General features: G+C 46.5%; 18 protein-coding genes and 1 pseudogene. 7 read left to right on the forward strand and 12 right to left on the reverse strand.

Features of this window, described 5'->3' with window-relative positions; translation table 11 throughout:
* Window positions 1-8: 8 nt before the first annotated feature.
* From BUQ91_RS10395 to BUQ91_RS10405, 3 genes are all read left to right on the forward strand, one after another.
* On the forward strand, window positions 9-233 hold the full coding sequence (locus BUQ91_RS10395) for a DUF167 domain-containing protein (RefSeq protein WP_072827695.1): 225 nt from the start codon (window positions 9-11) through the stop codon (window positions 231-233).
* Between the two features lie 97 nt (window positions 234-330).
* A complete protein-coding gene (locus tag BUQ91_RS10400; protein WP_254842323.1) occupies window positions 331-1,806 on the forward strand; it encodes a sensor domain-containing diguanylate cyclase in 1,476 nt (491 codons plus the stop codon).
* A 3-nt stretch (window positions 1,807-1,809) separates the two neighbouring features.
* Window positions 1,810-3,450 carry a sensor domain-containing diguanylate cyclase gene (locus BUQ91_RS10405; RefSeq protein WP_072827693.1) on the forward strand — a complete coding sequence of 547 codons (1,641 nt, stop codon included), beginning with the start codon at window positions 1,810-1,812 and terminating at the stop codon, window positions 3,448-3,450.
* Window positions 3,451-3,474: 24 nt separating this feature from the next.
* Here the strand turns inward: BUQ91_RS10405 and BUQ91_RS10410 are convergent, their stop codons facing one another.
* The 11 genes and pseudogenes from BUQ91_RS10410 to BUQ91_RS10460 all read right to left on the reverse strand — a co-directional run bounded on the left by BUQ91_RS10410 (window position 3,475) and on the right by BUQ91_RS10460 (window position 16,867).
* Window positions 3,475-4,350 (reverse strand): helix-turn-helix domain-containing protein, encoded by an 876-nt coding sequence (locus BUQ91_RS10410; protein ID WP_254842324.1) that lies wholly within the window; start codon window positions 4,348-4,350, stop codon window positions 3,475-3,477.
* 192 nt (window positions 4,351-4,542) lie between these two features.
* On the reverse strand, window positions 4,543-5,763 hold the full coding sequence (locus tag BUQ91_RS10415; RefSeq protein WP_074209221.1) for a DUF1302 family protein: 1,221 nt from the start codon (window positions 5,761-5,763) through the stop codon (window positions 4,543-4,545).
* A gap of 116 nt (window positions 5,764-5,879) precedes the next feature.
* A pseudogene (locus BUQ91_RS16060) lies at window positions 5,880-6,651 on the reverse strand (outer membrane lipoprotein-sorting protein).
* Between the two features lie 2 nt (window positions 6,652-6,653).
* Entirely contained in the window at window positions 6,654-9,032 is a 2,379-nt protein-coding gene (locus BUQ91_RS10425; RefSeq protein WP_083601231.1) for an efflux RND transporter permease subunit, read from the reverse strand.
* A gap of 5 nt (window positions 9,033-9,037) precedes the next feature.
* On the reverse strand, window positions 9,038-9,430 hold the full coding sequence (locus BUQ91_RS10430; RefSeq protein WP_074209222.1) for an ExbD/TolR family protein: 393 nt from the start codon (window positions 9,428-9,430) through the stop codon (window positions 9,038-9,040).
* A complete protein-coding gene (locus tag BUQ91_RS10435; protein WP_074209223.1) occupies window positions 9,423-9,989 on the reverse strand; it encodes a MotA/TolQ/ExbB proton channel family protein in 567 nt (188 codons plus the stop codon). The genes BUQ91_RS10430 and BUQ91_RS10435 overlap by 8 nt, the downstream gene beginning before the upstream one ends.
* Window positions 9,989-10,708 carry an energy transducer TonB family protein gene (locus BUQ91_RS16000; RefSeq protein ID WP_074209224.1) on the reverse strand — a complete coding sequence of 240 codons (720 nt, stop codon included), beginning with the start codon at window positions 10,706-10,708 and terminating at the stop codon, window positions 9,989-9,991. The genes BUQ91_RS10435 and BUQ91_RS16000 overlap by 1 nt, the downstream gene beginning before the upstream one ends.
* A 334-nt stretch (window positions 10,709-11,042) precedes the next feature.
* Window positions 11,043-13,076, reverse strand: a complete 2,034-nt coding sequence (gene feoB / locus BUQ91_RS10445) for a ferrous iron transport protein B (RefSeq protein ID WP_074209225.1) — start codon at window positions 13,074-13,076, stop codon at window positions 11,043-11,045.
* Entirely contained in the window at window positions 13,073-13,294 is a 222-nt protein-coding gene (locus BUQ91_RS10450; RefSeq protein WP_074209226.1) for a FeoA family protein, read from the reverse strand. The genes feoB and BUQ91_RS10450 overlap by 4 nt, the downstream gene beginning before the upstream one ends.
* A gap of 15 nt (window positions 13,295-13,309) precedes the next feature.
* Window positions 13,310-15,559, reverse strand: coding sequence for a TonB-dependent receptor plug domain-containing protein (locus tag BUQ91_RS10455; protein ID WP_074209227.1), 2,250 nt, complete (start codon window positions 15,557-15,559; stop codon window positions 13,310-13,312).
* A 105-nt stretch (window positions 15,560-15,664) separates the two neighbouring features.
* Window positions 15,665-16,867 carry a hypothetical protein gene (locus BUQ91_RS10460; protein WP_074209228.1) on the reverse strand — a complete coding sequence of 401 codons (1,203 nt, stop codon included), beginning with the start codon at window positions 16,865-16,867 and terminating at the stop codon, window positions 15,665-15,667.
* A 179-nt stretch (window positions 16,868-17,046) separates the two neighbouring features.
* On the opposite strand from BUQ91_RS10460, the gene BUQ91_RS10465 reads away from it, so the two are divergent.
* From BUQ91_RS10465 to BUQ91_RS10480, 4 genes are all read left to right on the forward strand, one after another.
* On the forward strand, window positions 17,047-18,810 hold the full coding sequence (locus tag BUQ91_RS10465; protein ID WP_074209229.1) for an ABC transporter ATP-binding protein: 1,764 nt from the start codon (window positions 17,047-17,049) through the stop codon (window positions 18,808-18,810).
* The gene (locus BUQ91_RS10470) at window positions 18,803-20,530 is read left to right on the forward strand and encodes an ABC transporter ATP-binding protein (protein ID WP_074209230.1); all 1,728 of its coding nucleotides are present in this window, start codon (window positions 18,803-18,805) and stop codon (window positions 20,528-20,530) included. Before BUQ91_RS10465 ends, BUQ91_RS10470 begins: the two co-directional genes overlap by 8 nt.
* Window positions 20,531-20,692: 162 nt before the next feature.
* Window positions 20,693-20,995 (forward strand): type II toxin-antitoxin system RelB/DinJ family antitoxin, encoded by a 303-nt coding sequence (locus BUQ91_RS10475; RefSeq protein WP_074209231.1) that lies wholly within the window; start codon window positions 20,693-20,695, stop codon window positions 20,993-20,995.
* Window positions 20,992-21,294, forward strand: a complete 303-nt coding sequence (locus BUQ91_RS10480) for a type II toxin-antitoxin system RelE/ParE family toxin (RefSeq protein WP_074209232.1) — start codon at window positions 20,992-20,994, stop codon at window positions 21,292-21,294. Before BUQ91_RS10475 ends, BUQ91_RS10480 begins: the two co-directional genes overlap by 4 nt.
* A gap of 3 nt (window positions 21,295-21,297) precedes the next feature.
* Here the strand turns inward: BUQ91_RS10480 and BUQ91_RS10485 are convergent, their stop codons facing one another.
* A complete protein-coding gene (locus BUQ91_RS10485) occupies window positions 21,298-21,894 on the reverse strand; it encodes a class I SAM-dependent methyltransferase (RefSeq protein ID WP_074209233.1) in 597 nt (198 codons plus the stop codon).
* Between the last annotated feature and the right edge of the window lie 2 nt (window positions 21,895-21,896).

Consider the following 21,896-nt stretch of genomic DNA (forward strand, 5'->3'; position numbering starts at 1 on the left):
TCTACGCTATGAGAATAAACATAAAGGTACATGCACGCAGTAAGCGCGAAAGCATCACGCCGCTCCCCGACGGAAGCTACAAGGTCGATGTCAAGGCCCCGCCGGTAGATGGCGCTGCAAACGAAGCGATTTGCGAACTTATTGCGGAACACTTCCACGTGCACAAGCGAGATGTCTCAGTGGTAGTGGGATCAACAAACAACAAAAAAGTCATCGAAATATTGGGGAGATAAGATGAAAAACCGGTTTAGAGCCTCAATTCAGACAAAAGTTTTGTTTTTGGCCCTAGCCGGGCTACTCCTTTGCGCGCTCGCCTTTGGCGGGCTTTGCTTGTATACTACAGATAAGGTTGTTTACGAGGGGACCGAAAAGAACCTGCAAAGTCTGACCAACATCGAGACTATCAAAATAAACAACCGGCTCAAAAATGTCGAGCAGTACGTGAACACGCTGAACATCGCCATCAACGGCATGCTCGACAGCCTCGGACAGCTGACCAACGAAAAGCAACTCGCAGAATTTACTGAAAAAAGCCGCGAACTCATTCACCTTACCATCGGGAATACAGAAAAGACTGTCGCAGCCTACTTGCGATTCAATCCAGAACTGACCTCCCCGACCTCGGGCGTTTTCATGGCGATGACTCCGACAGACCACGTCCTTCGATTCACAGAGCCTACTGATTTTTCGAAATACAAACCTGACGATACCGAACACGTCGGCTGGTACTACGCGCCCATTAAATCCAAGAGGCCCATCTGGATGGCGCCCTACTTGAACAAGAACATCGGCATTTACATGATTTCTTACGTTATTCCGATATTCAAGTTTAATAAAGTAATTGGCGTTGTAGGGGTTGATATTGACTTTGATTACTTGACCCGAGAAATCGCATCTATCCGCTTTTTCGACAAGGATTACGCATTTCTGACGGACCAATACGGCAACACGCTTTTCCACCCAACTATTCCTAAAGGCCATTCATTTACATTGCCGAACAATACGTTGCTCATTCATAACAAGCTCACTAACGGGATGAACTTGACTTTTGTTATTCCGAGAGCCTCGCTTTCCGCAAATCGCGACAATCTCATCAAGAATTTGGTACTCATCACGATGCTTATTTTGGTCGTGTTTATTTTCGCATCGCTGATTTTCGCAAGTTCGCTCACCAAGTCAATCCGTCTCCTTACAGATTACGCGAACAGGCTTATCGACGGTAAAATGGGTATCAGCTTAAACATCAAGCGGAACGACGAAATCGGAGACCTCGCCAAAAGTTTTGTCAACGCCAAGATGCGCCTCGCCGAAACGATGGGACAAATCAAGGGCCTTGCCTTCAAAGATCCAATAACAAACGTACGCAACAGGAATTCATTTGAACATTACATCAACGAATTCCACATTCGAGCAACATCTGGCGAAATCAGTTCTTACGGAGTCCTCGTCGCAAGCGTCGATAACTTTTTTAAGGTCAAGAACAAGTTTGGCAACACCAAGGCCGTAGCGCTCTTGCAAGCCGCAAGCAAGCTTATATGCACCACATTTGATCACAGCCCGGTATTTAGAGTAAATGAAGATGAATTCATCATCATCCTCATGAATAACGATTTAAAGAACTGCAAAAAGCTCCAGGAAAAATTAAAGGAAGGCATCGAAGCAACAGCTAACGCCGAAAAAGCGTGGGAAAAAGTCGAAATATCCCTTGGAACCGCCATTTGTAAAAACGTCCAATCGACTACACTTTCCGAACAATTGGTCATCGCCGAAAATGACATGTTAAAAGGCCGTGACAGCATCGAGTAAATTATGAAAATATCGATTCAATCAAAAATTTTAATTCTATCTCTATCTTGCACCCTCATCGGCACACTTTCACTCGGCATACTCAGCACCGTATTTATCAGCCGAACGACACAGCGCAATTCCATGCAATACATGAGGGACCAGGCAAGTGCCGAAGCCGCCAAGTTGAATTACATGTTCGAATCGCATGAAAAATACACGATGGCAATGGCTGCTGGAATTTTATCGCAAATAAACGAAGATTCCACATTTTTAACAAATAAAGAAAAACACCATGGCAATATTGAGGGAATCAAGGAACGTCTCGTTTCAACGATTTACAATCTTTCGGGCACTAAGAGCGTTTTTGTGAGATTCAACCCCAAAATAACAAACCCAAGTGACGGAGTGCTTCTCGTTAGAGATGGTCCGGATGATTTCTTTAAGCCACGCACACCGACAAACATTTCACAGTACAGCCCGACAGACAACGAACATGTCGGTTGGTATTACAAGCCCATTCTTTCGGGAAACGCACTTTGGATTTCGCCTTATTTTAACAAAAATTACAACGCCTATATCATATCTTATGTTATCCCCATGTTCCTGAACAACAAAGAAATTGGCGTTGCGGGCGTAGACATTGATTTCGATTTGTTGACAAAGCAGCTTTCGCAAGTTCACATCATGAAAACGGGATTTGCATTCTTGGAAGACAGCGAAGGACTTGTCGTCTACCACCCCACTCTTCCCAACGGGCTCACCTTCAAACCCGAAGACGACCAAGTGAAATTATCGTACCCGCTTCAAAACGGCATGAAACTTGTTATGGTCGCTCCGGTTCTCGAAATAAACGCCCAGCGTAACAAGCACCTCAAACAAAGTATCATATTCATCCTGTTCCTTTTGGCCTTTACAACGGCTATTTCGATTTTCTTCTCGAGAAGCATTACCAAGCCGCTCAAAAAACTTACAGCAGAAGCAAAAAAGATGATTATGGGCGACATGAATGCAGAATTCAACATTCGCCAGAACGATGAAATCGGGGACCTCGCCAAAAGTTTCTCTGCGGCCAAGTTCCATATCAACCAATACATGAAGCATATGCAAGGGCTCGCCTTTCAGGATTCGCTCACAAACTTGCGTAACAAAATGGCATACGACAGTTTCTTGAATGATTTGGAACAACGGATTCAAGAAGGCGAAGTAGAGTCATACGGCATCATCGTTTTGGATTTGAACAACCTTAAAGAAATCAACGACACTTACGGTCACGAAAACGGAAACGCTTACCTTATCAATTCGAGTAAATTGATTTGCCAGGTTTTCACGCATAGCCCGGTCTTTAGAATTGGCGGAGATGAATTTATAGCAATCCTTATCGGGGATGATTTGGACAATCACCATAACCTGCTGAGGCAACTCAAGGACGGCATGAATTCGACCAAGAACGCATCATTCCCGTGGAAGCAAATTTCCATTGCTTATGGCATTGGTATCGCCCCTGTCGCAAAATCAACGACTATCGCGGAAACATTCAACAAAGCCGACAAGAACATGTACAAGAACAAACGTGCCATTAAAATTGCGGAACACAGACCTTTGAGCCGCGACGAAGAAATGCACGAAGCAAAATACACTGCCGAAGAAGACAGCGAAAGCTAAAATCGAAAACGCAGTTATTGTAAATTAAGCCTTGTTCCGGAATTCCTTGGGCGTGCAACCCGTAAATTCCTTGAACGCCTGCGCAAACTTGCTGGAATTGGTATAGCCCACACGGCCTGCAACTTCGGCAATGTTGAATTTGCCATCCAACAAAAGCTGGGTGGCTTTTTTCATGCGGTATGTTTTGAGGTACGAGTAAATGGAATCGCCGTATGCAAGCTTGAAATACTTTTTCATCTGCGTCGGGCTCATCTCGATTTGCTTGGAAAGTTCTTCGAGCGTCAGGTGCTCTTCAACGTTTTCGCGAAGGATTTCACGCAAGAGTTCCATTTTACCTTTGTACTGGCTCGGAATTTTTGCAGCAGTCTCATACTTGGCTTCGGAATCAAGACGGCTCAAGAAGAGAATCAGCTCAAGCACCTTGATTTTGAAATAAGGCAAGCGGATATTTTTAGGGAGCCTGTAAAGTTCCGAAAAGATGTGGCTCACATGTTCGCTAGAAGGGAGCTTCAACGGGAGCGTAAGCGGTTGGATTTTCTGAATTACGGCCGCAAAGTCCACCCCCACGGCCTTGAACATATCCATAAGTTCGCTTTGGCAACGTTCCATAGAAAAGACAACAGCAATGCCGTGATAACAATGCACCGGGAATTGGAACGTCCTGCTAGAAGGCATCTGGTCCAAGAGCAACAAGCCGTTTTCTTCCATGGAACGCGGCAAGGAATTCGAATCCAGCCATTCCGAGCTGCCATTATGGCAATGTAAAACGATTAGGCTTTTCCCTTGATTTTCAAAGTTGAAGGTGAATTCTTTGAGGTGGAAATTGCTGTAAAAGACCTGCAATCCAGGCAACACATTATACACTAGAAGATGCCCGGTTCCCGTTTTATTTTGAAGCATATAATGCGAAAAGAAATCTGTATTCTGTATTAGAATCAGATTTCTATCAGGGATAGGCTTTATCATAATTCACTCTCTCAAAAATTAGACGAAACCAAGTATTTTAGATTAAACCAATTTTATTAGATTAAATCAACTAACTTAGACTAGACTAAATTTAGGCAATTTTCAAGAAAGCGTCAAGTAACTTATCTAAAAGAAAAACTTACCTTTTGCCCATATTTGTGTATTTTTCTTGTAAGTTTTAAACGTTCCACGCCTTCCCCCGAGCCAATCGCCGCCTAACGAAATCGTTATTTGGTCATTCAGGAGGTAATCTGCCGCCGGACGCACATAGAAACCGACATTATCGACGTCAAATATTCCATAAACGGAAAGTTTAAGCGTATTGTTCAAGACTTCCTTGGAAACTCGCGCTGTAATCATGGACGTATTCTGTTCCATTCCCAACACTTCACGGTAATCCATGATAGTCTTGTGCATGTACTGAGCCATGATGGTCCAGTTATCGCCAGCATACCAATCGATACCGATTAAGGCATTGAACGAACTTCTATGCCAATAATCCATTGAATTTTTCAAGGCAATCGGTTCACCGAAATACGCCGCCACTTCACCGCGAATCACGAGTTCACCCGCCGGAATCGAGACATCGCCACCGATGACATTCATCGGCTCGTATATTCCCTTAATCACGGCAGATTTCGTTTCCGGATCGTAGCCTGCAATCGTCACAGGCGACTTGTTGAAGGTTCGCAGCGCGGTAAGCGAGAAATCCAGATTTTCGAGGAAGAATCGCAGACGTCCGCCAACTTCACTGTTCTTTAGACGTTTTTCCGGCGTTCCGCTCAAATCCATACGCATGCCATTGGGCACAGGCATTTGCCACGGATTATCATCGCCCGTCGGAATCACGAAATACTCGGGAACCGGCACAAAAACAAGTTCTGCAGAAAAACTTTCGCCTGGATACTTGAGGTTGATTGCATTCACGGGCACGCGGATATCATCATAATCGTTCGCCATGAATTCGGTGTAATCCATAGGCGAAATGAGGTCGGTAATGCGGAGGCCATCGGCAACGCCCCACGTAATGATTTGGCGACCCGCCTTGACTTCGAGGAATCTGCCGGCATAGTCGAAATAGGCCTCACGGAGAAACGCGCCAGTCTGATCTTTGATAAGGCTATTGTAAGCAAGGTTCATACTCGAATAGAGCGATGCCTCGCCGTAATTCGCACGCATTTCAAGACGGAGGCGTGTCCGCGAAGACATAATCTTGTGCGGATGCTCCACCTGCAACGCGTGATACGAATCCACAAAGCCGTTCAGTTGCAGAGAAAGTTCGTCCTGCGCATACGCGGATAAGGCGAATGCTGCGGACAACAACGCGAGACTCAACTTTTTTATCATATCCTTCTCCATGGGAGATGCCCGCTCAAGGCGGGCATGACAACCGGACATTCACTGGATCATTCGCCCCTACAGGATGACAGAGAACATCACTTACTACTGTCTACTTCCTACTATCACAGTCCGCGTTCGAGCTTATTGACAGTAAAGATTTTGGAATCGACCTGGATGTTAAATTTTGGATCGAGGAAGAGGAGTTCTGTGGAGTGTCCCGTCTGCACATTCTTCATTTCCATCTTGCCGATAGTCCAGAAGCCGTCTACCTTCTTGATGTCCGAAGAAACCATTTGACGGTGGAGCTTACCGAGCTTGTCATAGAATTCGACCTTTTCGACAACATCACAATCCTTACGGATCCAGACAAGTTTCTTGGAGAAGATTTCGCCATCCTTCTTGGGAGTCGATTCAACAACGTAGTAGTTGAAGCCATTCGCAGATTCTTCGCGCAAGAGCTTGTGCGTATCTTCATCGACATTACGTTTACCGATATCATCGTAGGTAAAGTCAGAACCCATGAAATAATCGGTCTTGGAGCTCTTACCACTGATGCGGCGAGTTTTTTTTCAGAGCAGGCAAGTAAAGCCACTTATCGTCTTCCTTATTGACATCGTCATAATTCACGGTCAAAAATCCTGTACCCTTTACATCGTTAGGATACTGGAAGAACATAATGGTCTTGGTGTCTGCACCCACGTCCATCGCATACGACGTAATCTTACGAACACGCGTGCTGCCGTTCTTGTTCACGAGCTTCATTTCCATCGAGGAAGAGCGCGTGTCGCCATCCGGGCGGTCCTTGACCTTAATCATGATATCACGGGCATTTTGTTCGGCGGCAAACAGGAACGTTGCCGAAAGCAACATTGTTGCAATAAAATTCTTTTTCATTTTTATTTTTCCTTTCCACTAACAGTTTCTTTTCCAAAGATATGGAATCTCTTGACGAGTACCGGCGTCACGAGCAAGTCGGCCAAAAGGGCAGAGCCAAGGCCAATCGAGAGCACAAAGCCGAAGTTGAAAAGCATCGTGCATTTAGAAGTCATGAAGCCGCCGAAGGTCGCGCACATGATGAACGTTGTCATCACAAGGGCTGTACCGGTAGAACGGTACACACGGAGGATGGCACTGGAGTAGTTCTTGGTGCGTTCGAATTCTTCGTTCGTGTGGTTCACAAAATGAATCGTATCGTCAACAGCAAGGCCAATGACCATCGGGATAATCGTTGCACTCATCATGTCAAGCGGGAGTCCCATCCAACCGAGGTAGCCACCCACAAAGATGGCAGGGGCTACGTTCGGGATCATGCCGATAAGTCCCGTACGCAGGCAGCCAAAGACAATCATCAAGAGCACAGCGACAATCACGATGGAAAGACCGAAGGAACGAATTTGCCCTTTCACGAGATACTGTTGCATTGTGGTGAACTGGGGAATATTACCGACAGCAGAAACCATCGCTCCTGGGAAGAGTTCCTTACCCTTCTTGGTGATGGCAGCAATTTCTTTGTCCAGTTCGTTAGAGTTGTAAGTGCTGATTTCGACCATCATACGGAGGTAACGGTAATCGTAATCAATCCAATAATTCGATTCGGAACCGCCCGCATTTTCATAAAGCAAGAGAAGCTGCGCCACCTGTTCTTCGGTATCGGGGATGCGGTAGAACGATTCATTGTTCTCGTTTACAGTACGGTTCAAATCCTTGACGATATCGAGAATCGAAGTGAGGCGCTTGCTCAGCGGGAATGATTCGATATACTTACCGTATTCATCGAGTTTTTTCAAGTTCTCGACTTTCTTAGCATCATCGGGAGTCGGGAATTCGATTTCGAGGTCGTAAGAATAGACGCTACCGAGCGGCGATTCACCCATTTCGAGAATTTTGCTCACATACGGAACCTTGCGGCCCATTGTGCGTTCCACATCAAAGGACGGTTCCATCTTGAGCATGCCAACAGCAGAAATCGCAGCGACAATCGTAAAGCAAACGAGGATTTTGCCACGGTGTGTCAAAACAAACTTGCCGATACTTTCCATAAGCAATGCCATGCGCGTATCGCCACGTTTCAAGACATTCGGATTCGGCTGTTTATCCTTACCGAAGCTGAGAAGAATCGGAGATACCACAAGCACCACCGCAAGCACAAAGCCCACGGAAATGGCGGACAAAAGACCTACGGAACGAATGGGGCGAAGCATCACTGTGAGGAATGACAACAACGCCACAATCGTCGTAAGCCCAGAGAACAACAGCGACCAGCCCGTTTCGCGAACGGCGTGGATAACCGCATCCTTGCGTTTTCCGTGCAAGAGTAATTCCCTACGGAAGAACGAGTACAAATGAATATTATACGCAATAGACACAGCAAACGCTAGGAACGGCGGAATCATCATGTTCGTGGAATCCATGTAGAGTCCGAAATAACCCACCAAGCCAAACGTCATCAAGATGCCCGAAAGGGAGCTCAAAATCGGCGAGACGATACCGCGCAAAGAACGCGTGACAAGAGCCATCACGATAATGGCACAAATCATAGCAAGCATCATCACACGGCCCATTTCGACGTTGATGAACTTCATCTTTTCGGAGCTCATGTACGGCATACCGCCAGCATTCGGATGGAGCGGGGCGTATTCCGGCTTGTTGATGATGTCGTAAGCTTCGGCACCGGTCTGCATATCCGGAGAAATTTTGCCTTCGGCCTTCCACACGGAATCTTCAGGGAACGGGCGGAGTTTCACGATAATGAATGTATTCTTGCCATCGGCGCTCACAAGCTTTTTCAAGAATTCAGGCTTTGCGGCCACGCGACGCTTAATTTCGGCAATGCCAGCTTCATCCGTCGGGATTTCTTCCGGGACAATCTGCGTGATTTCCATGCCGTCTTCGGTTCCGAGCGTGTATTCAATGTTCGTGAGCGAAGTGACGGTTCCGTTAGAATACGAAAGATTGTCGCGGAGGTCTTCGGAAAGCTTGCGCAGCAAGCGGAGATTTTCCGGCTTGTAGATATCGTCACATTCCGTGAGAACCGAAACAAAGTAATCGTTTCCGAAGAGTTCCTTGAACTTGTCCGTCTGCACAAGCATCGGGTCGCCCTCGACAAAATAGCTGTCCCAAGAAGTTTCTACATAAATCTTCTTGGCACCGATAACCGACAACACCAAAAGAACAATGAGACCCGCTAAAAATACCAATCGGTGCGAGATTAGGTACTTCGCAAAGTTCTCGAACATTTGGTTTACCTTTTCGATGTTGATTCGAATCCGTGACATTTTTCTCACTCCTTTTTCAATTCATTGACGAACTGTATATTGTAAATCTTTTCCATCTGGAGAACGTCCAACACTTCGGCAACTTTTTCGTAAGGCGTTTTCTTGTCGATTTTCAAAGCGACCGGAGCCCTCTTGTTTTGCACCGCGGCACTCTTGCTTTTCAAGAGTTCAACCGTTGCGATTTCGCCATTGATGGCAATTTCCGTTTCGGAAAGTTCGATAAAGAAACCTTCGGAAACTTCTTGCTTGACTTCGCTTGAAGTTTCGGGCAAGAGAAGTTTAAGGACAGACTTGTCCTGCTTAAAGACTGATGTCACCAGGAAGAAAACAAGCAACAAAAAGACACAGTCAATAAGCGGTGTCATGTCCAAAGATATGCGATGACGTCTTTTAGCCATTACGGGACTCCGTTCTTCTGGCGTCGCGCTCCTGCAAAATTTTTCCTAAATGCAGAAGCACCTGGTTTTCAACTTCGTCCTGTTCCTGCTCCATGCGGGCGTTCAGGTAGTTAAAAGCAATCACGTGCGGGATAGCGACTACAAGTCCAAGGACCGTTGTCACGAGGGCAAACTTGATGCCCGTCGCAAAAGCGGATGGATCATCAAGACCCGAGGCCGCTATCACCGTGAATGCGTTGAAAATGCCCACCACCGTACCGAGGAGGCCAAGCATAGGAGAAATGGAAGCGATATTTTCGACAGTAGTAAGCCCTTTTGTCAAAGGCGAAAACGCAAGGCCAATTTCGGTGCGGATGCTTTCTGTAATGATGTGATGGTCGGTATTGCAAGTCACCACGCGATGTATTACCTTGTCCGTCAATCGGGGTTGTACCGTTTTGTTAAATACAATCAACGAAATGACTTTCCAAATGATAATGGCATAACCGATAAAGTTTATTGCCACCAGGATGTAACCAATAGATCCGCCCTGCTTTACAAATTCAAGAATAAAATTCATTACGATCTCCCTGCATTAAGTTTGTACTGGATTGGAATTTCTATCCGCCAGCGTTCTTTTTCTAAAAGTTTTGGAATGGGGTCGAATTTGCCCATATTTGTAACGGCTTCCAAAGCGCTATTGTCCAAAGAGGAATAGCGGCTCGATTCCGAAACTTCAATCTGTTCAATCTTGCCATCCGCAAGGATGGTGAATCTCACGCGGACAGTGCCTTCCTGCTTCAAGCGTTTAGCTGTCGCCGGGTAGTCCTTGATCTGTTCCAATTGTTTCTTGAGCGAACGCAAGTAGGTGCGCGTTACCATTTTCAAGGAATCCGGCGATGGTTTTGGAGGTGCCTTGGCTACAGGAGGCGTTGGCGCTGGTGGTGCTGGTGGTGCTTCTACAATGGGTTCTGCGGTAGCCACGGGCGCTGTTTCCACGATGGGGGGCGGATCCGGTTCTGGAGGTGTTTCTTCAACCGGTTTTTCAACGACTTTCGGGATTATTTTGCTCCGTACGACTTTCTTTTCAATTTTGGGCGCTTCAGGAGGTGGGGGAGGTGGCGCAATATAAACCTGTTCCGCATGAATTACGGGGGAATCTGCGCGATGTACAGGAATTTCTTTCTTTTGGAATAGCGGATTTAAGAGGGTTGCGACATGGATAAGGATTGCAACAGCAAGCCCGACATAAAAGGCCTTGTTGAAAGACAGTGCTGAGTAAATCCGTTTGCGAGTCATTTTTTCATCACTTTGGTGGTCACTTTAGGACGTGTAAAAATAAATCCAAATGGACGTCTTTTTCTACTCTAAAAGGGTCTTAATCAATCCGATTAGACACGGGTAACTTTTCGTCATTCTAAGCATAGCGAAGACAACTCAGCAGGCGAGAGTTGCGACAACGCTTGCGTTGTCATAACCGAGTCAAAAAGTTGGAGCTTTAGCCCAATCCAGTCATATTTAGCACTGGATCCTTCACGCTACGCGTTCAGGATGACGTAACGTAAACAAGTATGGCGCACCGTTCGGCACGCCATCCCCGCTTCTATTGTAGTCTGGGTTTTTCGAAGAAGTCCTAAAGCACCCACAGCGCAATACGGTAAACTATAAACGCCAAGCCGAGCGAAATTGCAAAGTAGTAACCCGCAATCGCAAGCATCCACTTAAGGGAATGCGTTTCACGATACGTTGTACCCATTGCAAGTACACAAGGGATATTGAACATCGATGCAAAAATAAATGCAAGAGCTTCCGGGATGGTCACCACGGCACGCATCATTTCGCCAAGATTTGCACCCGCCGCATTACGGGCAACAAGCGAGAACGCATCCGTTGTACTCGAGAAGACAACGCTCATCACGCCAAGCGACGCTTCCTTGCTAAAGATTCCGCCGATATACGAAATAAACAGTTGCCAGCGCATACCGAAAATCTGCGTAAACGGTTCAATCGCATTGCCAATGGTGTAAAGTACGCTATGTTCCACATTTCCATCTTTCGAATACGAAATAAGCCAGAACAAGAGGGACACAAACCAAATAACTGCAATCGCCTTCTTGAAAACCGCCCAGACATTGCGAGCAACCGTCTTGAGCAAAATTTTCCAATGCGGCTTGTGGTACGGCGGGAGTTCCATAATCATGCCCACGCGTTCATTCACCGGCATCAGCTTGTTTCCAAAAAGTTTAGACGAGAGCCAGAACGATGCAAAAATCATCGCTACATAAACCAAGCCAAACAGCGGAGCCGCCGAGCCAAAGAAAACGGAAGCAAGGAAAAGCACTACGGCAACTTTTGAGCCGCACGGGATCGACCACAAAAGCACCATCGCAAACAAGCGCTGTCCACGTGTATCTAGCACGCGCGTACCGCAAACGGCGCCGCCCGTGCAAGCAAGCCCCGATACCAAAGGCATAAACGCCTTGCCATGCAATCCAAGCCGTGAAAGCCACGAATCAAACACATACGAAGATCTCGCCAAGTAGCCCGTATCTTCCATCAAGCCAAATGTCACGAGAATCGCAAAGACAAAGCTCATCATGGCGACAGTCACAGATAGACCGCCAATGATAACGCTATTGATAAACGACGCTACAGAGGGCCACCAGCCAAGCGATTCACAGACACGATTCACAAACGGTTCCGCACCCCCCTGAAGGCCAAAGCAACCCATAATAATCGGAACTGCGATCATCATGCTTACCGCAAGTGTAATCACCAAAATGAAGAACGCGACAAACTTTCCCCAAATGCGATGCGTTGCAATCTTATCAAATCTGGAAAGTTTTATTGTTTTTTCGTTAGCCGAAGCGACTTCGCGGAGCGTTTCCGAAATAAAGCGGTACTTCGCTTCGCCCGTGATAAGCCCGCCATTCGAGCCTTCTGCCTCAAGGACATTCTGAATCTCTCGCCAAAGTTCCGGATTGATCGCTGCTTTAACTTCTGCACAGACAAGCACATCATTTTCCAAGAGCTTTGACACAATCCAGAACTTTTCACGATTACCGAAGTCTAGGTAATCAAGCAGCTTTTCGAGTTTCAAGATTGGCGAGGATTCGCGACCATCCGATACATTCGCCAAAGCTATTTCACGAATTTTTGTCGATGAAATTTTAGCAGGTTTTTCAACCGCCCTTTTCAAAATTTCAAAGAATTTCGAATAGCCTTCTAAATCCGATGCGGTAAAGCCAAGCACCGGAATGTTCAAAAGCTTTTCGATTTTCTGGACGTCAATCTTTTTGCCCTTCTGCTCGGCCACATCCATCATGTTGAGCACAAGCATCACCGGGCTTTTCACGCCCGCAAAATCTGCAAGCATGTAAAGGCTGCGTTCCAGCTGCGACGCGTCAACGATAATGCAGACAATGTCGGCATAACCATGCTCAATGTAAGTACGCGTCACAACTTCTTCGGCAGAGTTTGCCGTAAGCCCATAGCTACCCGGCAAATCGACAACGCGGTAAAGTTCTTCGCCCTGCGTAAAAAAGCCTTCCGCCCTTTCCACCGTTTTTCCGGGCCAGTTACCGACATGCTGATGCGAACCCGTCAATGCATTAAAAAGAGTGGACTTGCCGGAATTCGGCTGTCCCAGCAAAGCAATCGTTCTCATGCCTTCTCCACGTCAATCTGCATACATTCTTTGCGGTTAATCGCAATCATCGTATCGTGCGAATACACAAGAATCGGTGAACGTCCATCATTTTGCAGCACTAAAAACGGACTGCTCGGAGGAAGTCCCATTGACACGACACGGGAAACAAAACGGGAATCCCCGTTAATCTTTTGAATCAAACCTTTTTGATTTTCCTGCAATTCAGACAAACACATTCTTACAAACTCCTTCTATCTAAAACTGTAGCGAATCTTTGTTGCAAAACTCCTACCCGGTTTACTTTCACCAAACTTATCGTACGATTCGCTATCCGTGATGTTATCGACTTCAAAGCTCCAGCCCAGTTTATTATCCCAAATGGAATATTCAACGCCCACGTCCTGCGTGAACGAGGCTTCAATTTTACGATTCTGGCGGGAGCTAATTTTCCAGCCGTAGAAATATTCATCCGTATAATTTGCAGACCACCAGACTTTCAAGAAGTCTTCTTTGCCAAACAAATCGCCAATATGGAATTCCGCAAGATAGTTCATAAAGAATCGCGGAATGTTAGGCACAATCGCCTTCTTGGGAACGCCCTGTTTTGCCGTATATTTCATGTTACGCAAGTCCTGGAAAGTCCAGTTTGTCCCGAGCAAAAACCATTCATTGACATCCAACTTCACATCACCTTCGTAACCCCAGGCACGAATCGGATTCATGTTAAAGTAAGGCGTAGACATCTGTGCCGAACCCATGTAATGGATTTTATCCTTGTAGTACGAATAAAACACATCACCATCAAAGCGGAGCCTTGTCACAAGCGGCAATTCCTGCAAGTCTACAGAAATTCCAAAGTTGAAGTTATCAGCCTGTTCAGGCTTGAGGCTTGTCGCCGCGCTCACGCGAATGCCGTCGCCAAAGAGTTCTTCAGGAGTCGGCAAGCGCACAGCATGCTGATACGAAGCCTTCACAGAAAGTGGCTTTGCCACCTTGAACATCAAACTTTCATCGTAACTGAAATCATTGTAATCATTCGATTCCACCGCAGGTTCAATCAGAAGGCTCGTCGGCATATTGGAAATTTCAGCCTTCATGTAATGGAACTTGAAACCGAGAAGATTTTGGAGGCGAGATTCAAAGAAATTATTTTCAAGAGAAAGTCCCGTCGTTATCGAGAAAACTTCTCCCGGAAGCCCCGCCGTGTTAAACTGGGCCATTTTTGCGCCGTAGTCGTCCTCAGGATTTTCCTTGTGGTACTTGATGAGTGTATTCCAATAAATCTTTTGATCCTTAATAAACAGGTAATCAAAATTCAGCAAGTTATTGAAATCATACACCTGCACCGTGCGCAATCTCGGAAGTCCCATAGACACGAGTTCGCCCACATTCTTTTGCGCCGTATCGCAGCTAAACCAGTTGCGGCAATGGACTCGGCTCGTATCGATGATTTTATTTTCTGCAAAACCGAACGAAAAATAATCACCGAAATTCAAGTTTTTCGCAAAGAAATTTTTCTTGTCTAGTCCAAAAGAAGCACCGAAATTATAGCCTTCGGAGGTTGATTCCTTAATGCGATTTTCAATCCCCTGAATCTGCTTGTCAAACGTGCCAAAGCTTGCACCGAGTGAAATCTGGTCAAACCAGGCGTTCATCAAATTCGCAAAAGCCTGCACATTGTAAGAGGTGTAATGGTCATGATCACGAACAACACTCGTATCCGCGCCAGTAGAGCTCTTCATGTATGGAGCTGTAAATTCGTAATCGTTATCGGAATGGTTAAAGTAACCAGACACGCCAATTTCAAGGCTTGTAGCACCCGCAATGCTATCAATCAAATGACTTGCGGAAACTGACACTTTGTGCGTATTGAAGCTCGAAAAACTGTAAGAAGCGTCTACAGAATTTGTCGGGCGTTTTTTAGTCACAATGTTAATGGCACCGCCCGCGCCGTCTGTCGCAAAACGCGCCGGAATATAGCCCTTATAAACTTCGATATCTGCAATCTGGTCAATAGGAATATCGTCAAGTCCCAAATTTCCCTGCGTTTCGACAGGAACGCCGTTGACAAGCACCTTGATGTTCTTGCCTTCCATGCCGCGGATATTGATTTTGCCTTCGCTACCCATTCCGCCAGACTTACGCACTTTCACGCCAGACGCAGAATTAATCGCCTTAGAAACGCTCTTGCTCGTATTTTGCAATTCTGCGGCATCAATCGTAGAGACTGTTTCAACCTGTTTTGCAATGGCCGCCTGCTCCGCTTCAGATTCCGTCTCGACCGAGAGTAAATCCAGCTTTGTCACGTCTTCGGAACTTGTGGAAGCGCCCGCAGCATTTACTTCAGAAGCGCCACCATTGGGAGCATCAGTCGCATTGCTTTCCGCGACGGGTTCATCAAAATCTTCGAACGAAGTAACTTCGTCATCCTGCGCATAAGCAGAAACAACGGCAAATGCCGCAAAAGCGGCAAAAACAGTAGCAAACTTACGAATATTCATCTTCAATAAAACCCAGAACTACTTTTTACAAGAAGGAGATTCCCGGTCAAGCCGGGAATAACACAACACTGTCATGCCCGCCTCCGAACGGGCATCTCCAATTCATTACTTCAGCGGAACAATCCACATCGGGATCTGTTCAGACTTGGCAATCTTTTCAGCCTTATCCGTCTTCGGATCATAGCGGAAGTATGCATTGTCATCTTCTTCAGTAGAGACCGCAAAAATTACGTTGCCATCATCTTCCACATACTTGCCGTAGCTTGCCCAGCTCGAAGAATAACCAATCGGCAAAGCCTTGATTTTCTTGTTGGCAAGGTCAATCTGCACCGGCTTGCAAGTGTTATTGTGATAGCTATCCATATCCGTCCAGGTCTGCTGCAAATCGACCATCACGTTCAAGAAAGAATAGACATAGCCATCTTCCGACGGATACGTTGCCGGAGAGAGGTACTTGAAATTATCCTTCTTTGTAATGCCATCAATAGCGACATCCTTCGTGATGTACCAGGCATAATCCTTGTCAAACTTGGTTTCACCCACCTTGATACGGAGGAAGCCATCAACCTGGCCCGGAGCGTAGCCCCAAGAAGCATTACTGTAGCAGTAGATGTAACCGTCAAGCACCGTAAACGCCTGGTTCTGGGAGTCATCCAAGGAACCCACGGCAGCAACGCGGTCATCCTTAGCAACAGCGACGACTTCGTCCTTCTTGACATCGATAATGGCGACCTGAGCTTCGTTACCCGTAGCATAATCGCTCACGTTCTGCAAGAGACCCACATAGAGGCGACCGTCAACAATCACGCCAGTTCCCGGGCTCACCACGAGAGCGTCCTTATCCTTGTACTTGGAAAGGTCAATGGCGCCCGTCTTCTTCATGGTTTTCGGGTTGATGATGATCAAGGAATCAAGCATACCGCCCAAATAAGCCTTTTCATCGTTGACAAAATAAATGTGGTTTACCCAAGTTCCCGGGAGAGAGAGCTTTGCGGTCACCTTGCCAAGCTTGTTGTTTTCAGCCAAGCTGTAACGAGAAATAGAACCAACATCCAAATCAGCGATGAACAGGGAATTATCGTAATAGACAACACCTGCACGCGTACCGACTTCAACAAAGTCCTTGCCCAAATCATCCGTGTGATCGAGGGACATCGTGCCGATAAACATCGTTTCGCCCGTCGAAATGGAAGTCGCAAATTCGCGCTTGTAATCATCCGAATTAGAGCTTGCGTTGCTCGAAGAATCGCTACCGCAGGCAGCAAAAAGGCTTGCCGCAAAAGTAAGTGCAATGAGTTTTTTATTCATACATGACTCCTAGTGTTTATACACCTTTCAAGTTTCGCCCGCATTTTAGAAATCCCAAAAGACCGCCTCAACTCCAAATGGACTCAAATCAATCCAAAAAGTTAGATATGACTAATATAACCTTTAAAACAAGACATCAATAAATTAAAATTGGTGCGAAAAACAAACAGAAGGTAACTATGAGTGTTTTCAAAAGACTAACACCTTATATGCAATCGCGAAAAATTTTATATCCGTTTGCACTTTTATTTTCATCACTGAGTTCCATCGCAGGGATCGCTCCCTTTATATATGTATGGCTCATCGTCCGTGAATTATTCGCAGACACAAGTAAAATTTCATACGATATGGTCAAGCATTACGCATTGATGGCCGTCATTTTCTCGGCAGCCAGCGTCGTGCTTTACTTTTCCGCGCTCGTTTGTTCGCACTTAGTCGCCTTCCGCATCGAAGGCAACATCCGCAGAATCACCATGAAAAAATTGCTCAGGCTCCCGCTTGGCTTTTTCGACAAGAATCCCACCGGACGCATCCGCAAAATCATCGACGACAACGCAGCCGTCACACATACATTCATGGCGCACGAGCTTCCGGATTTAGCAGGGACCATCGTCGTTCCCATCGCCTCGCTCGTATTGATGTTCATTTTCGATTGGCGTCTTGGCATTGCTTCCCTCGTCCCAATTGCCTACGCCATCATCACGCTCGGTTCCAAAATGAACAAGAGCAAGGACTTTATGCAAAAGTACATGAAGTCTCTCGAAGACATGAATACAGAAGCGGTCGAATACGTGCGCGGCATCCCCGTCGTGAAAGTCTTCCAGCAAACTATTTACTCTTTCAAGAACTTCTATAAAACGATTGATGATTACCATCAAATGGTCACTGCATATTCCAGCAGTTGGAAGTTCATCATGTGCTCTTACACGACGCTCATCAACGGCGTCGCCCTCATCCTCGTCCCCACAACATTCCTCATCGCAACGAGTTCAGGCAACATCGCCGCAACAATCGTGGACTTGATGCTCTATGTCCTCGTGACCCCGGTATTTTCACAGTGCGTCATGCGCAGCATGTACTTGAGCCAAGCCGTAAACCAGGCAAAACTCGCCATTGGTAGCATTGAATCGTTGACAGATTACCCGGAACTTGCTACACCGACAAACCCGCAAGAAGTCAAGCATTTCGATGTTGAATTCAAGAATGTCAAGTTCACCTACCCCGGCACAGAAAATGAAGTCCTTCACGACATTTCATTCAAAATAAAGGAAGGCGAAACGGTTGCACTCGTCGGTGCATCTGGTGGCGGCAAGAGCACCATTGCAAAGCTCGTCCCGAGATTTTTCGATGCCAACGATGGTGAAATTTTAGTCGGCGGCGCGCCCATCAAGGAAATACCCCAAGAAGTCCTCATGAAAAACACATCATTCGTTTTCCAGAATACTCGACTCTTCAAGAAGAGTATTTTGGAAAACGTCCGTTACGGAACTCCTGAGGCTTCCATTGAAAGCGTCAACAAGGCGCTTAATCTCGCCCAATGCCGCGAAATCATTGACCGCCTGCCCGAAGGCATCAACACCATCATCGGTAGCAAGGGTACATACCTCTCCGGTGGCGAACAGCAGCGAATCGTTCTTGCGCGCGCCATTCTCAAGAATGCACCGATCGTCGTTCTTGACGAAGCGACCGCATTTGCAGACCCCGAAAACGAAAGCCTTATCCAGCAAGCACTGCAAACGCTTTCAAAGGGCAAAACAGTCTTGATGATTGCACACAGACTCACAAGCATCGTGAATGCCGACCAGATTCTCGTCGTACAAGGTGGCCGCATCGTGGAACGCGGCACGCACAAGGAACTCGTTGAAAAAGGCGGCATATTCGCCAAGATGTGGCAAGATTATCAGCAGTCCGTCAGCTGGACTATCGGAGGCAAGAATGTATAACTGGATTAAAAATCGTTTTGTCCTCTCTGATGAAGGTACAAAAACATTTATCAAAGGCGTATTTTGGACAACGTGGCATTACCTTTCGTTAATGCTCCCGCTTTCGTTCGTATTCCTCTTCCTCAAGGAATTCATGGCGAAAATGCAAAATCCGTCGGCAGAACCGCATAATTTCTGGGTTTACATAGCAATTGCGGTCGTCATTTACCTTGTCATGTACTTCATCTATGCGCTCTCTTACGACAGCACATACGAATCCGTCTATTCGGAATGCAAAAAACGTCGCATCACGCTTGCCGAAAAGTTGCGCAAGCTCCCGCTCGCCTTCTTTGGCAAAAAGGATCTTTCCGACTTGACATCGACTATCATGAACGACGTGAACGCCCTTGAAATGATTTTCTCGCACGCCGTTCCTGAAATTTTCGCAGTCGCCGCGATGCTCGTTATCTGCGCAGTCGCACTCATCATTTACAATCCGTTGATGGCGGCAGCACTTTTGTGGGTAGCACCATTTGCAGGCTTGCTCATTTATCTGTCCCGCAAATTACAGTTCAAAAACTTCAAGCATACCTACAATGCCGCCCGCGTCATTACCGAAGATATTCAGGAAAGCCTTGAAAATATTCAAGAAATAAAGTCCTACTGCGAAGAAGAAAGCGTCTGCAAAGCATTGGATGATCACTCCAAATTCTATGAACATTCCCAGATTAAAGGCGAATTCATGTCTGGTGTCATATTGAACGGCGCCCAGATTTTCTTGAAACTCGGCCTTGCTTCCGTTCTCATTTTCGGTTCTATCCTCCTTGCACAAGACAAATTAAGCGTATTTGATTACCTCGTGTACATCGTCTGCGCATCGACGATTTACAGCCCCATCTATCTCGTTCTAAACAACATAACGGAACTATTCTTCTTGGATGTTCGTCTCAAGCGATTCAAGGAAATGGACGATATGGAAGTCCAGCGCGGTTCCACAAAGTTTGAGCCCGCTGATTACGACATTGAATTCAAGAACGTTGATTTCTACTACAACGAAGAAAAGCAAGTTTTGAAGAAGGCTTCGTTCACCGCCAAGCAAGGCGAAATCACCGCACTCGTGGGCCCCTCTGGCAGCGGAAAGACAACCGCAGCAAAGCTCGCCGCCCGTTTCTGGGACATTCAAGGCGGCACCATCACGCTCGGCGGACAGGACATCTCAAGAATCGATCCCGAAACGCTCCTCAAAAACTTTTCCATCGTCTTCCAGGATGTCGTGCTGTTCAACACTTCCATCCGCGACAACATCCGCATCGGTAAACGCGACGCCACAGACGAAGAAATTCTGCGAGCCGCAAAACTTGCAAACTGCGATGACTTTGTCCAAAAGCTCCCGCAAGGTTATGACACAGTCATCGGTGAAAACGGCGATACACTCTCCGGCGGCGAACGCCAGCGAATCTCCATCGCCCGCGCCATCCTCAAGGACGCCCCCATCGTGCTCCTTGACGAAGCCACCGCAAGCCTCGACGTCGAAAACGAATCCAAGATTCAGCAGAGCATTTCGAAACTCGTGCAGAACAAGACCGTCATCATCATCGCCCACCGCATGCGCACCATCGCCAATGCAGACAAGGTTGTGGTGTTGCAAAACGGTCAAGTTGTCGAAACCGGCTCCCCCGCAGAACTCAAGGCAAAGGGCGGCCTCTTCGGCAAAATGCTCAAGCTCCAAGAAGTAAATTAGAACTCATTCAATAACCACCTACTAAATTGCCCCGGAGAAATCCGGGGCAATTTTCTTAACATATTCTTGTCATTCCCGCCTCCGAGCGGGAATCTCCATTTTTGTTCAGCGCCCCACTCAAATGTATTGCTTTTGTGCGGACAAATATGTATATTGAATAACATGAACAAAACCGCAAATTTATACGCCCGCATAGAGCCCGATGTCAAAGAACAAGCTGAAAACATCCTGGAAACTCTCGGTATATCCGTTTCCAGCGCTATCAACATGTTCTATAAGCAGATTATTCTGCAACAGGGAATTCCCTTCGATGTGAAGCTGCCTAAAGCTCCCGAAAATGCCGCTAAATGGTCAAAAGAGCGCCTCGACACGGAACTCGAAAAAGGATACAATGACATGCTGAAAGGTCGCACCCGCCCTGCAGCGATGGTCCTTTCCGATGTCAAGAAAAAATACAAGGTATGAATTTCAAAGTTTTCTTTTCTTCTGCCGCACAAAACGACATCGAGCAAATCTTTGATTATATCAGCATAACTCTTTGTTCGCCTATTGCCGCGAAGAATCTAATGGGAAAATTTCAAGAATCGGTTAACACATTATCCGATTTTCCTGAAGCATTCGCCTTATGTCAAGACGAACCTTGGTTTTTACGCGAAGTGCGTTCAATACCAGTCGGAAACTACCGACTTTTTTATCATGTCAATCACGACAAGCGAGAAGTCGTCATTTTGCGCATCTTTTATTACAGACAAGAAGCGAAATAATCTTCATTTCCCGCATTCCACATACGCTAAATCAATCCGCCCCTTGATAACGCAATTTTCCGTTATCGTCCAGCCATTCCCTTTTAAGAAAGACTTGTATTCGTCTTCCGTCCATTCGTGCGCAAAGCGGACACCGATAAGACTCAAAAACTTTTGCCACAAGTTTCTTTTGCCGTCAGCAGGGAATATAAAGTTCGGAGCTATCAGCACGCCGTCATCTTTCAAGACGCGGCGGATTTCCGCAAGCGCCTTTGAGGGCTCCGGGATAATGTGGAGCGCATTCGCGATTACGACCACATCAAAAGAGTTATCCAAGAAGCGTAACGATGTCGCATCAGCCACTTCGAAGCGCACGTTTTCAGGATTCTTCGCCTTGCGAGCCGTCTCAATCATCTTCGGAGCAAAATCAGTCGCTACCACATGATTCGCAAGCGGCGCAATATGCCGCGCAATCATCCCCGGACCAGTCGCCAATTCAAGCACATCCTTGCCCCGCGCGACCTCCCCAATCCGCTCATACATAAAATCATAAATGTTCTTCTGCGAACGCATCGTGAATTCATAAACCGGCGCAAAGATATCCCAAATGTTCTTACTCATCA

The sequence above is a fragment of the Fibrobacter sp. UWB11 genome (assembly GCF_900143015.1).
GTDB lineage: Bacteria > Fibrobacterota > Fibrobacteria > Fibrobacterales > Fibrobacteraceae > Fibrobacter.

Excerpts from the sequence above, each read along its gene's own strand:
- BUQ91_RS10430 (WP_074209222.1), bottom strand. The coding sequence starts at position 9,430 with ATGGCTAAAAGACGTCATCGCATATCTTTGGACATGACACCGCTTATT.
- BUQ91_RS10455 (WP_074209227.1), bottom strand. The coding sequence starts at position 15,559 with ATGAATATTCGTAAGTTTGCTACTGTTTTTGCCGCTTTTGCGGCATTT.
- BUQ91_RS10435 (WP_074209223.1), bottom strand. The coding sequence starts at position 9,989 with ATGAATTTTATTCTTGAATTTGTAAAGCAGGGCGGATCTATTGGTTAC.
- BUQ91_RS10395 (WP_072827695.1), top strand. The coding sequence starts at position 9 with ATGAGAATAAACATAAAGGTACATGCACGCAGTAAGCGCGAAAGCATC.
- BUQ91_RS10460 (WP_074209228.1), bottom strand. The coding sequence starts at position 16,867 with ATGAATAAAAAACTCATTGCACTTACTTTTGCGGCAAGCCTTTTTGCT.
- BUQ91_RS10425 (WP_083601231.1), bottom strand. The coding sequence starts at position 9,032 with ATGTCACGGATTCGAATCAACATCGAAAAGGTAAACCAAATGTTCGAG.
- BUQ91_RS10450 (WP_074209226.1), bottom strand. The coding sequence starts at position 13,294 with ATGTGTTTGTCTGAATTGCAGGAAAATCAAAAAGGTTTGATTCAAAAG.
- BUQ91_RS10475 (WP_074209231.1), top strand. The coding sequence starts at position 20,693 with ATGAACAAAACCGCAAATTTATACGCCCGCATAGAGCCCGATGTCAAA.
- BUQ91_RS10470 (WP_074209230.1), top strand. The coding sequence starts at position 18,803 with ATGTATAACTGGATTAAAAATCGTTTTGTCCTCTCTGATGAAGGTACA.
- BUQ91_RS10410 (WP_254842324.1), bottom strand. The coding sequence starts at position 4,350 with ATGCTTCAAAATAAAACGGGAACCGGGCATCTTCTAGTGTATAATGTG.
- BUQ91_RS10415 (WP_074209221.1), bottom strand. The coding sequence starts at position 5,763 with ATGATAAAAAAGTTGAGTCTCGCGTTGTTGTCCGCAGCATTCGCCTTA.
- BUQ91_RS16000 (WP_074209224.1), bottom strand. The coding sequence starts at position 10,708 with ATGACTCGCAAACGGATTTACTCAGCACTGTCTTTCAACAAGGCCTTT.
- BUQ91_RS10465 (WP_074209229.1), top strand. The coding sequence starts at position 17,047 with ATGAGTGTTTTCAAAAGACTAACACCTTATATGCAATCGCGAAAAATT.
- BUQ91_RS10485 (WP_074209233.1), bottom strand. The coding sequence starts at position 21,894 with ATGAGTAAGAACATTTGGGATATCTTTGCGCCGGTTTATGAATTCACG.
- feoB (WP_074209225.1), bottom strand. The coding sequence starts at position 13,076 with ATGAGAACGATTGCTTTGCTGGGACAGCCGAATTCCGGCAAGTCCACT.
- BUQ91_RS10405 (WP_072827693.1), top strand. The coding sequence starts at position 1,810 with ATGAAAATATCGATTCAATCAAAAATTTTAATTCTATCTCTATCTTGC.
- BUQ91_RS10480 (WP_074209232.1), top strand. The coding sequence starts at position 20,992 with ATGAATTTCAAAGTTTTCTTTTCTTCTGCCGCACAAAACGACATCGAG.